Raw genomic sequence first — 11364 nt, 5'->3', positions numbered from 1 at the left:
ATGAGCGAGCGAATCGACGGTGGGAGCCCGCTGTCGGCCTGCCTGTTCGGTGTACCCGGATCACATCTCAACCTCGGCGTCGGCGCGCTGCGCGCCGCCACCCTGGGCGGGCTGCTGACCCGGGAACCGGCCGCGGAGGTCACCGTCTTCGACGACGGCTGGGGGCAGCGGACCGGGCGGGCGTACGTCGGAGGGCGGCCGGTGCCGATCGGCCTGGCCGGCGCCCGGCACTCGCGCCGCTACCACCGGCCCGAGTCCTACCTCAACATGCGGGTCAGTGCCGCCCTCGGCGGGCTCGGCAACAGCGGCATCGCCAAGATCGACGCCGCGGACGTGGTGCTCGACGTCAGCGGCGGCGACAGCTTCAGCGACATCTACGGCGAGCACCGCTTCCGGACCGTCGCCTGGCCCAAGCGGCTCACCCTGCTGCGCCGGCGCCCGCTGGTCTTCCTGCCGCAGACGTACGGGCCGTTCAAGTCGACCCGGGTCCGCGCCGAGGCGGTCAGCCTCGTCCGCGGGGCGGCGATGGCCTGGGCCCGCGACCCGGAGAGCTACGCCGCGCTCGGCGAGCTGCTCGGCGCCGACCTCGACCCGGCCCGCCACCGCGAGGGCGTCGACGTGGCGTTCGGCCTCGAACCCCGCGAACCCGACGAGCCGGCCCACGAGCAGTTGGCGACCTGGTTCGCGGCCGTACCCGGGCCGGTCGTCGGCATCAACGTCAGCGGGCTGATGGTGCGCGCCGAGGGCGCCGCCCAGTTCGGGCTCGCCGCCGACAGCGGACTGGTCGCCCAGCGCCTCTGCGAACGCCTCCTCGACGAGTCGGACGCCCGGATCGTCATCGTGCCGCACGTGCGGACCCCCGGCGGCACCGACGACGACACCGCCGCCAGCGAGCGCCTGCACGCCGCCCTCAGCGCCCGGCACGGCGACCGGGTGATGATCACGCCGCCCGGCCTCGACCCGCACCAGGCGAAGTGGGTCATCCGGCAGACCACCTGGTTCTGCGGCATGCGGATGCACGCGACCATCGCCGCGCTGTCGTCGGCCGTACCAGCGGCGATCCTCGCCTACAGCCTCAAGGCCCGCGGCGTCTTCGCCAGCGTCGGTCAGCAGCGCCACGTCGCCGACGCCCGCGAACTCGGCGACGACGACCTGCTCGACGCCCTGTGGCGATCCTGGACGAGCCGGGCCGAGACAGCCGCCGAACTCGCCGAACGCACCCCGGTCGCGATCCGCCGCGCCGGTGAGCAGATGGACGAGATCGTCGCCCTGGCCCGCACCGAACACGCCAACCGCAGCACCGCCGGAGCCCGTTGATGCCCCAGCCGCAGACCGTCCACGACGTCGCCGACCACAAGCTCTGCACCGGCTGCGGTGTCTGCGCCTACCTCGCGCCCGACGAGGTACGCATGGTCGACGTGCTCGAGTACGGCCGCCGCCCGCTGCCGATCACCCCGGTCGCCCGCGACGGCGCCGGTGCCGCCGCCGCGGTCGCCTGCTGCCCCGGCGTACGGCTGGAGCACGACACCGAGCGGGCCGCGCCCGGCGAGATCGCCGAACTGCGCGCGGCATGGGGGCCGGTCCGGGCCATCTGGGAGGGGTACGCCGCCGACCCGCAGATCAGGTTCGCCGGCTCCAGCGGGGGAGTGGCGACCGCGCTGGCCGCCTTCTGCATCGAGCGGCAGGGCATGGCCGGCGCGCTGCACATCGGCGCCCGCAAGGACGTGCCCTACCTCAACGAGACCAAATACTCCCTGGGCCGCGACGACCTGCTCGCCAACGCCGGCTCCCGGTACGCCCCGGCCAGCCCCTGCGACCGGCTCGACCTGATCGAGTCGGCCCCCGCGCCGAGCGTCTTCATCGGCAAGCCCTGCGACGTCGCCGCCGTACGGATGGCCCGGCAGGTCCGGCCGGCCCTGGACGCCAAGGTCGGGCTGACCATCGCGGTCTTCTGCGCGGGCACCCCGACGACGCAGGGCACCCTGGAGATGCTCAAGGCGCTCGGCGTGGACGACCCCGGGCAGATCGAGTCGGTGCACTACCGGGGCAACGGTTGGCCCGGGCACGCCCGGACCCGCCTGGTCGACGACCCGCCGGGGCAGGAGCGCAAGCTCACCTACGAGCAGTCGTGGGGCGACATCCTGCAGAAGCACCGGCAGTGGCGCTGCTACCTGTGTGCCGACCACACCGGCGAGTTCGCCGACGTCGCCGTCGGTGACCCCTGGTACCGCCCGACCGACGGAGACCCGGGTCGCTCACTGGTCCTGGCCCGCACCGAGCGGGGCGTACGTCTCGTCGAGGCCGCCATCGCCGCCGGTGCCCTCGTCCTGGAGCCGGTCGAGCCGCGCATCCTGCCCGCCTCGCAGCCGAACCTGCTGCGGGCCCGGGGAGCCGTCTGGGGCCGCCTGGTGACGTTGCGGGCGGCGGGTCTGATGACCCCACGCCTGAAGCACCTGCCGATGGCGACCATGTGGCGGCACAACCTGTCGACGAAGGAAAAGTTGCAGTCGACGGTCGGCACGCTGCGCCGCGTCCGCCGCAAGCAGTTGCGCACCCGCGCCACCCTCACCCCCATGGACTGACCGCCCCGTACCCGCACCCACAGCCCCGTCCGCCCCGCCCGCCCGTGGCCGGCGGGTCGCGGGCTGCGGGCAGTGGGTCGCGGGCCGTGGCCGTGGGGCGCGGGCCGTGGGGCGCGGGGTTCCCCCACTGGGCCGATCAAGGGCTCGTCGTGGGTCTTCTGTCTGGATTGTCGCGTGATTTGTCCAAGGTCGACGGGGTCGGCCTGCGGAGAACGACGGCTCGGACCTGACCGGGGCGCGGCTGACCACCGGGCTCGGCGGTGTCGGGTACTGCTTTCACTGGCCACAGCGAATTCGCTGTGGATACGCCGAATTCGCTGTGGAGCCGAACAGTGATGTGCCCGCCGGGTCCCGACGGGTGGCGGCGCGAACGAGGGACCGAGCGCGCCGGGTATCACCGGCCGTCCCGCCGGGCCGGAATGCTGCGCCCCGTGCAGGCGGCGGGAAGCGCGACCTTGACCGTCACGTCACGTCACGTCCCGACCACGGCCGGCCCCTGAGTACGAGCCGGCCGCCGACCGTGGCCGCACCGTCGCCGAACCGCCGGCCCGAACCGCCGGCCCGAACCGCCGGCCCGAACCGCCGGCCCGGGCGTCGGTTCGAACCGCGGCCTGGGCCGGCGGCCCCCCACCGTTGGCCCGGGCGCCGGTCACCGGGCGCGGGCGTGGTCAGTCGGTGACGACCGGCTGCTTGTTGTCCAGGTAGACGTTGCTGGACTCCCAGGTGACGCCCGGATGGTTGTGCCGGGCGACCACGCCGTAGCGGAAGTCGCGGCCGAAGACGTTGCGGCGGAACACCACGTTGGACGCGTTCGTGTCGTCGCGGATGTTGATCGAGTAGTTGCCGCCGTTGCAGTAGTTGTCCTCGAAGGTCAGGTTGCTGACCTGCGGCCCCGTCGTAGAGCCGACCATAAGGCAGGCGTTGAACGGGTCGCCGGTGCTCGCCCGGTAGGTGTCCAGGCGGTTGTGCCGGACGACGATGTTGCTGGCGCCGGTGGTCTGCAACGCATCGTTGTGCGAGCCGCTGGCCCGGGCCAGGTCGTGGATCCAGGAGTCGACGATGGTCACCCGGGAGCCGAGCCGGGGGCCGTCGATCACGTTGTGGATGTTGACCCGGCGCAGGGTGTAGTTGCCGCAGCAGACCGCGGCCGAGTTCTGGCCGCCGCCGTTGATCTCGACGTCCTCGACGACGAGGTTGACGGTCGTGTCGTAGGTGCGGATCGAGTACGTGCTGCGGTCGCAGTTGATTTTGGACTTGCGGATGGTGACGTTCTTGGCGCGTACGTCGACGCAGCCGTTGATGTTCAGGCCGGAGACGACCTGCCCGTCCTTCTTCAGTTCCAGCGAGCCGGAGTTGGTGAGCCGGGTGCCGGCGGGCACGCCGGTGTTGCGCTCGTTCGGCCACGACGACGGCAGCGTGACCGCGCCGGAGCCGGCGGACCGGCTGGCCGACGGGGAAGGGGAGGCGCTCGGGGCGGCGCCGAGGAATCCCGCGCCGCCGGGGCCACTCGGGGTCGGGCCGGCGGTGGGCGGTGCGGCCTCGGCCCCGTACGGCTGGCCGTCGTGCCGGGAGTCGGCGATGACCGCGGGTGCCTCCGGCGTCTGGGCGTACGGCTCCCGGCAGCCGTAGGTGCTGACCCGCAGCGCCGTGTAGCCACCGGGGACGATGCCGTCGGTGTCCCGGGTGGTGCACCGGATCTCGGTGTCCTCGATCACGGTGCCCCGCACGCCGTCGCGGATCCGCAGGGCGGCCGAACCACCCGCGTTCAGCACGACGGCGCGGATGGTGACGTTGTCGGCGGCGACCTCGATCGGCCGTTCGATGGTCTGGTCGGCGACCAGCTTGCCCGGCTCGGTGATGACGAGCGGTGCGCCGCGGTCTTCGGGAGCGAGGAAGGTCCAGGCCGTGTAGCCGGCCGCGGCCACGACGGCCACGCACAGTCCGATGACGACGAGCAACGGCGGCCGTTTGGCGCGGTGCCGGCGTGGCCGTCGGCCCGGGGGCGGCTGCCTGACCTCGACGGGCATCGCGGCGGTGTGGGTCACGATTCTCCCTGAGGTCGCGATCGGCGCCGCTCGACGTGTGGCTCGGTGGGCGGGCCGGGGCTCCGCCGGGCTGCCGTGGCACCGGGTCGCCCGGCGCCGACCAGTCGAGCGGTCGGGCGGGTCTGCCGCCGGGCCTCCCGACGGACGCTGTGCTGCCCAAACCCGCTGAACCATACAAGTCCGCGACGACGGCTCACAACCCCGCGGCGGTTGAACTATGGGCCAAAATCAGCGGGACTCCTGCCGGGGCAGGACGACTTCACGCAGGACGAGTTGCACCGCGGCGACCGCCGGAATCGCGATCAGCGCACCGATGACGCCGACGAGGGCGACACCGAGCAGGGCGGCGACGATGGCGGCCACGTCGCTGACCTTCACCGACCGGCGCATCACCTTCGGATAGATGAGGTAGTTCTCGATCTGCTGGTAGACGACGAAGAAGACGACGCAGGTGATGCCGACCGGCAGCGACATGGCGAAGCCGACCAGGCTGACGATGACCGCGCCGAGGGTGGCGCCGATCTGCGGGATCAGGTCGCAGACCGCGACCACGACGGCCAGCGCGAACGGGTACGCCAGACCGACGATGGTGGCGAAGACGTACGCGCTGACGCCGGCGAGAACCGCGATCGACAGGGCACCCACCAGGTAGGCCCCGACCTTGGTCAGGATCTCGTCGCCGATGAGTTGCACCCGCTCCCGCCGGGAGGCCGGCACCAGCGCGTACGCCAACCGCTTCAGCCGCTCGAAGGTGGCCATGAAGTAGATGGTCAGCACCAGCACGGTCAGCACGTTGAACGCGGTGCCGAAGATGAACCGGGCGCCGCCGAAGACGCCGCCGAGGGCCCGGCCGATGGTGTCGGCGTTCGCGGCGGCCTGGACCTTCTCGATCACGTCGTAGCGCTCGACGAGTTCGTTGACGGTGTCGTTGCGCCGCAACTGCTCCACATAGGACGGCAGCTGCTCGATGAACTGGCTGGACTGGGTGACGACCGGTGGCACGAGGGCGAAGACCCCGCCGCAGAGCAGCAGTACGACGGTCAGTCCGACCACGGTCACCGCGAGCCCGTGCGGCAGTCCCCACCTGCGCAGCCGTACGACCGCGGGGTTGAGGCCGATGGCCAGGAACAGCGCGATGAAGACCAGGACCAGCATGGATGCCGCGTTGCGCAGGGCGAGGAACGCCGCGTACGCCAGCATGAGGCCGAGGCCACCGGTGAACCCGATGAGGAACGCGTTGCGGCGCAGCGGCGGGCCGGGCTTGCCGAACCGGCTCTCGATCCCGCTCGCCAGGGCATCCGCCACCCGGGCCTCGGCGGACCGGGCGGCGTCGGCCGACTGGCCGGTCTCGGCGGAGCGGCCGGCGTCGGCGGACCGGGCGGCGTCGCCGGGCCGGCCGCTGTCGGCGGCCGGCCCGCGGGCACCGGCGTCGGCCGGACCGGCGGGTTCGCCGGGTGTGGACGGCGGCGTCTGCCCCGGGTTGTCGTCCGGCACCGGGACCTCCCGACGTCTCGCCCCGGCAGGATGCCGAAAGCCCGAACCGGGGCGCCCCGGCCGACCGGCTGGTCGGACACTTCGGGCACCCCGGTCCGCAGACTAACCGGCCGGGCCGGCCTGGGCCAGCAAGGCGCTACTTGTCGGCCGCCACCTTCCGCGACCTGCCGTCGGTGCTCCCCGCCGCCTTCGTCGCCGGCTTGGCCTGGTCGCCGCCGCTCGCGACGGTGGCCGTGATGACCTGGGTGTCCTCGGCGTCGGACTCCGTGGCCGGCGGGGCGGTGTCGTCCGCCCCCTCGACCTCGCCGGCCGGCGTCCCCGCGCCGTTGGCGGTCGGTTCGGCCGTGGGCCGGCTGCCGTTGGGCGTCCCGTTGCTCTTCGCCCGGTCGCCCGTCGCCTTCTCGGCCTCGGCGCGGTCCGCCGCCGCGTTGTCCTCGGCCGCGGTCTGCGCGATCGCCCGGTCGGTGGCCGTGTCGTCGGTCTTGGCCCGGCTCTTCGCGGTCGTGATGACCTGGGTCGCCTCGGCGTCGGTCACCTCGTCGGCCGGAGCGGTGTCGGCCCGGCCCCCGGCGTCGCTCGTCGCCCCGTCGGGCCGGGCACCGTTGGCGTTCGCCTCGGTGCCGTCGGCGGCCGCCAGCGTCTTGAGCAGGACGGTCTGGTCCGAGATGGCGGAACCGTCGCTCGGGGCCTGGGCCAGGTCGAGTTCGGCCTGTGCCTCGACGGTGCCGCGTTCGGCCTTGCCCGCCGAGCGCTGCGCGTCGAGCAGGCGCTCCTGCTCGACCGTCAACTGCTGCTGCACCTCGGCCAGCCGGCGCTGCATCTGGTCGGACTCCTGGCGGGTCTTCACCGTCGCGGAGCGCATGTCGGCGAGCGCCTGCTGGGCCTGCGCCACCTCCATCGACACGTCGGCGAGGTGCTGTCGGGCGACGGCCGCCTCGTGCTGGGTCGTGGCGAGCAGTTGCTGCGTCGTGGCCAGGTGCTGCTGCGCGGTCGCGGCGTGCTCCTCGGACTGGCGACGGACGAGGGTGGCCTGCTCGTCGGCCTCCCGGCGGACGGCGGTGGCGTATTCCTCCGCCTGTCGCCGCGCGTTGGCCACGTGCTCGTCGGCCTGCCGGTGCAGCTGCGCGACGTGCCGTTCGGCGTCGGCCCGCATCGCCGCGATCTCCTGCTCGGTGGCCGTCCGCCACTGCGTGAGTTCCTGCTCGGCGGTGGCCCGCCGGGCAGCCAGCTCCTGGTCGCCGACGGCCTGCCGCTGGGCGATCTCCTGCTCCACGCTGGCCCGCCAGATGCCCAGCTCCTGCTGGGTCTGGGTGCGGACCTGCTGGACGTACGCGTCGGTCTCGGCGCGGGTGCGCTCGACGTACTGGTGGGTCTCCGCCCGGGTGCGCTCGACGTGCGCCTCGAGTTCGGCCCGCTGCTGCGCCACGTACGTGTCGATCTCACCGCGCTGCTGCGCGACGTAGCGCGCGGTCTCCTCGGCCGCCTCGCGGGCCTCGCGCTCGGTCTTGGCGCGGGCCTCCTCGTTGGCGGTGGTGAGCCGGACCGCCTCCTCGCGGGCGGCCGCGATCGACGCCTCGATCTCCAGGCGGCGGGCCTCGTCGGTCCGCTCTTCCTCCTCCCGCCGGGCGGCGAGGGCGAGCTCGAAGTCGCGGATCGCGTCGGCCGCCTGGGTACGGGCGTCGTTGAGCACCTGTTCGGCCTCGGCCCGACGCCCCTCGATCTCCTGGGCGGCGTCGACCTGGATCTGCTCGGCCTGCTGCTCGGCGAGGGTCATGATCTGCTCGACGAGCGGGCCGAGGTGCCGGAACGACACCTTGTCGACCACACCGACCTGATTACGGACCGTGGCCAGGTCACGCTGTAGCTGTTCGACCTGCCCGGCCAGGGTGTGGATCTGGGTATACGCCTGTTCACGTTCGGCGGCGAGGGTGGTGATCTCGTTCTCCGCGCGGACTACGTATCGATCGACCTGCCGTTTGTCGTAGCCCCGCAGGGCCGATTCGAAGCTCGGCTCCGTAGTCACATCTCCGCCAAGGTTGAACAGTTCTCCGCCGTGCGCCATGCACCCATCCTCACACGCGAGCTTCAGCCGTGCGGCGATACACACCGTCCCGAGGTGGCACAGGTAACTCCTTCTGAAATGGCCGAATGTGATGTATTTCCAACGGCTTGCGCAATGACGGGCCGCGCCGGAGAATCCCGGCGCGGCCCGTCAACGCTCAGCCATGCCCCTTGGCGCCTGGCGCCCGCCCGGGCGGTTGGCCTGCTCGGAGGGGTGCCATACGGTGATCAGCCGGCCGTTTTGGCCGCCACGCGGTCGGTCGCGTCTTCCTTGTCCGCTTTGGCGTCGGCCGCCTTGGCGTCGCCCGGCGGCTGCACGGTCGGCACGATGCCGGCCAGGCCGGAGAGCATCTGGCCGAGCTGCGCGGTCACCGCGTCCTTCTGCCGGGTGAGGTCCTCGACCTCGCGGCGGGCCGCCTGGGTGGTCAGCTCGGCCTCGGTGCGCGCCTCGTTGAGCAGGCGGGTCGACTCCGCCCGCGCCTCGCTGAGGGTCTTGTCGGCCAGGGCCTTCGCCTTCTCGACGGTTTCGGCGGCGCTGCGCTCGGACTCGATCCGGCGGGCCTCCGCCCGCTGCTCGATCTCCTTGGCCCGGTCCTGGGCCGCGCGGGCCCGCTCCTCGGCCTCGGCCACCATCTTCTGGGTCTGCGCGACCTGGGCGGCGTGCCGCTCCGACTCCTCGCGCTCGGCCTTCTCCCGCCGCTCGGCGAGTTGCAGCTCCAGGGCCTGCAGGTCCTTGTCCCGCTTGTCGCGGGCGTCGGTGAGCAGCTTGGTCGCCTCGGCGCGCTTCTCCTCGGCCTCGCGGGCCGCCTTGGCGCGTTGCTGGGTGATCTCCCGCTCCGCGGTGGCCCGCAGGGTGGCGACCTCGCGCTCGACCGTCGACTTCAGTTCGGCGACCTCGTGGGCGGTCACCGTACGGAGCTGCTTGGTCTCCCGGTCGGCGTCGGCGCGCAGGGTGTCGGCTTCCCGGCGGGCCTGCACCCGCACCTCGGCGGCTTCCCGCTCGGCGGCCGTGCGCACGCTGCCCGCCTCGCGTTCGGCGGTGGCCTTCATCGCGGCGGCCTCGGCGCGGGCCTTGTCGGTGATCTCGCGGGCCTCGAGGCGGGCGGCCGAGAGGATGCCCTCCGACTCGCGCTTGGCCTCGCCGCGGTGGTCGTTGGCCTGTTCTTCGGCCAACCGCAGGATCTGCTCGACCCGGGTGCCGAGACCGGACAGGGTCGGACGGTTGTTCTCTTCGAGTTGCTTGTTGGTGTCGGTGAGCTTCTGCTCGACCGAGTTGAGCCGTTGCTCGGCCTGGCGGAGCCGGCGCTGGGCGTCGTTCATCCGCTGCTCGGCCTCGCCCTGAGCCTGCTGAGCCTGGGTGAGCGCGGCGCTTAGGCGGCCGACGAAGTCGTCGACCTGCCCACGGTCGTATCCACGCAGGACGACGGTGAAGTCGTGCTGCGAGGTCGCGTTCTCGAAGAACGCAAGGGAGGATGGCTGCTGCTGGGGCATTGGGACATACTGGCAGACGCCCCGGGGGGCTTCGCAAGAGCGGACCCGGCCATGTCGCCGCGACCATCGCTTGGTCAACTTATGCCAAAGGCGCCAATGCCGAGGTAGGCCCGGCGTGTCGCGCTTTCGCCCTGATCAGTGCGTTGGCCAGCGCCTTCCCCATCATGTTGTCGACCCGCCGGAAGTGAATCGGAAAATCCCGGGCTCGATTGATAATCGTACGAACGTCGACAACGTACAGTGACCATGCGTGTTGATCTCAACGGAGTGGGGAACGTCATTGCCTGAATGTTCCGGCGCGCCGTTGTTCGGCTCGCCGGATCCGCCGGTTGGACGGTGTGGACGGTCTTCCGGTCTGTCCGGAAAGGACTTCGGGGGGACCGGTGGCGGGGGGGCGGAAGACGGCGCGCCGGCCCCGTCGGCTCGTGCCGAGATCGTTACTATCGGTTACTGTGTGAGGTCACCGGCCTGCCCGCCGGTCGCCGGTCGGCGGTCGCCATGGTGGTGGTGGCGCGCGCCGTGGGCAATCGCCCGTGAACCGGCCGCACGGCTACCCGATCGGGTGATCGATCGAGGCCGCCGTCGTACGGCGGCGCCCGGCCCGGCACCGGCCGGCGCCAGTGGTCGCCGACAATGCGCGGCCCGGCCGGACGGCGCCGGTCAGCGCCCGGCCAGCCGCGCGACGATCGGCGCCGCCGCGTCGAGATTGCCGCCCAGGTGCAGATAGTTGATGCCGTACCGCTCCCGGATCGCCAGCAGCCGGTCGACGCACTCGTCGACACTGCCGTGCAGCACCGAGGGCGACGCGGCCAGCGCCTCCGGCGGGGCCAGGGCGGCATGGCTGGACGTGGAACGGTGCTCCTGCCCGCGGTGGGTGACCCGTACGTCGAACATCCGCAACTGGAACTCCAGGCCGGCCGGGTCGCGGCCGGCCGCGACGGCCGCCGCCCGGGCCCAGTCCACCTTGCGGTCCATCCGCTCCGGGCTCATCTCGGCGACCGCCGACAGCGGGTCGACATCGGGGGCCAGCCGGGGGTTGATCCCGATGATGTCGGCGGTGCGCCCGGCGAGTTCGAGTACCCGCCGGCTGCCGCCGCCGACCAGCAGCGGGGGACGGGGCCGCTGGACCGGCTTCGGCAGCCCGTCGAGGCCGGTGATCCGGTAGTGCTTGCCGGCGAAGTCGACCGGGTCCGCGCCGAACAGGCCGGTGATCACCTCGATCGCCTCGGTGAGCCGGTCGACGCGTACGCCGGGCGGGTCGAACGGCAGGCCGGCGGCGTCGTGGTCGGCGCGCATCCAGCCGGCGCCGAGCCCGATCTCGACCCGGCCGCCGGAGAAGACGTCGAGGTTGGCCATCGACTTGTGCAGCAGCACCGGGTGCCGGAAGTCGTTGCAGAAGACCATGCCGAGCACCCGCAGGTGGGTGGTGGCCTCGGCGGCGACGGTCATCGCGACCAGCGGATCCATCGCCCAGCCGCCGGTGAAGTGGTCGGAGACGGACACCGAGCTGAAACCCAGGTCCTCGATCCGGCGGATCTCGTCACGCCACCGGGACACCGGCCGGTTCAGGCCGGGCATCGAAGCGGTGAAGCGGAACGGAAGCGGGGCGGCGATCGCGATCCTCCCTGGTGCCGGCGGTAGAGGCCGACTCTAGGCCAGCGGTGCGGTGCCCGCCGAGTCGCGCCCAGTCG

General features: G+C 72.6%; 7 protein-coding genes. 2 read left to right on the top strand and 5 right to left on the bottom strand.

From position 1 onward, the window contains the following. Both QCD66_RS30090 and QCD66_RS30085 read left to right on the top strand, forming a co-directional pair. On the top strand, nt 1-1317 hold the full coding sequence (locus QCD66_RS30090) for a polysaccharide pyruvyl transferase family protein (protein ID WP_364208483.1): 1317 nt from the start codon (nt 1-3) through the stop codon (nt 1315-1317). Further along, nucleotides 1317-2582: a Coenzyme F420 hydrogenase/dehydrogenase, beta subunit C-terminal domain gene (locus QCD66_RS30085; protein ID WP_375734647.1), complete on the top strand. Its 1266-nt coding sequence runs from the start codon at nt 1317-1319 to the stop codon at nt 2580-2582. Before QCD66_RS30090 ends, QCD66_RS30085 begins: the two co-directional genes overlap by 1 nt. A gap of 668 nt (nt 2583-3250) precedes the next feature. On the opposite strand, the gene QCD66_RS30080 is transcribed toward QCD66_RS30085, so the two are convergent. The 5 genes from QCD66_RS30080 to QCD66_RS30060 form a co-directional block, all read right to left on the bottom strand. Next, on the bottom strand, nt 3251-4627 hold the full coding sequence (locus QCD66_RS30080; RefSeq protein WP_375734646.1) for a right-handed parallel beta-helix repeat-containing protein: 1377 nt from the start codon (nt 4625-4627) through the stop codon (nt 3251-3253). 228 nt (nt 4628-4855) lie between these two features. Beyond that, nucleotides 4856-5932: an AI-2E family transporter gene (locus tag QCD66_RS30075; protein WP_375734654.1), complete on the bottom strand. Its 1077-nt coding sequence runs from the start codon at nt 5930-5932 to the stop codon at nt 4856-4858. A gap of 325 nt (nt 5933-6257) precedes the next feature. After that, nucleotides 6258-8183: a hypothetical protein gene (locus tag QCD66_RS30070; RefSeq protein ID WP_375734645.1), complete on the bottom strand. Its 1926-nt coding sequence runs from the start codon at nt 8181-8183 to the stop codon at nt 6258-6260. Nucleotides 8184-8410: 227 nt separating this feature from the next. Continuing rightward, nucleotides 8411-9673 carry a DivIVA domain-containing protein gene (locus tag QCD66_RS30065; RefSeq protein ID WP_364208471.1) on the bottom strand — a complete coding sequence of 421 codons (1263 nt, stop codon included), beginning with the start codon at nt 9671-9673 and terminating at the stop codon, nt 8411-8413. 660 nt (nt 9674-10333) lie between these two features. Beyond that, a complete protein-coding gene (locus QCD66_RS30060; RefSeq protein ID WP_357533424.1) occupies nt 10334-11287 on the bottom strand; it encodes a TIGR03621 family F420-dependent LLM class oxidoreductase in 954 nt (317 codons plus the stop codon). Between the last annotated feature and the right edge of the window lie 77 nt (nt 11288-11364).

Origin of the sequence: Polymorphospora sp. A560 (assembly GCF_045781765.1) — a bacterium.
Taxonomy (GTDB): domain Bacteria; phylum Actinomycetota; class Actinomycetes; order Mycobacteriales; family Micromonosporaceae; genus Polymorphospora; species Polymorphospora lycopeni.
Note: the sequence above shows the minus strand (reverse complement) of the source record. Positions and strands in the feature narration are given on the sequence as shown.

Excerpts from the sequence above, each read along its gene's own strand:
- QCD66_RS30065 (WP_364208471.1), bottom strand. The coding sequence starts at position 9,673 with ATGCCCCAGCAGCAGCCATCCTCCCTTGCGTTCTTCGAGAACGCGACC.
- QCD66_RS30070 (WP_375734645.1), bottom strand. The coding sequence starts at position 8,183 with ATGGCGCACGGCGGAGAACTGTTCAACCTTGGCGGAGATGTGACTACG.
- QCD66_RS30090 (WP_364208483.1), top strand. The coding sequence starts at position 1 with ATGAGCGAGCGAATCGACGGTGGGAGCCCGCTGTCGGCCTGCCTGTTC.
- QCD66_RS30085 (WP_375734647.1), top strand. The coding sequence starts at position 1,317 with ATGCCCCAGCCGCAGACCGTCCACGACGTCGCCGACCACAAGCTCTGC.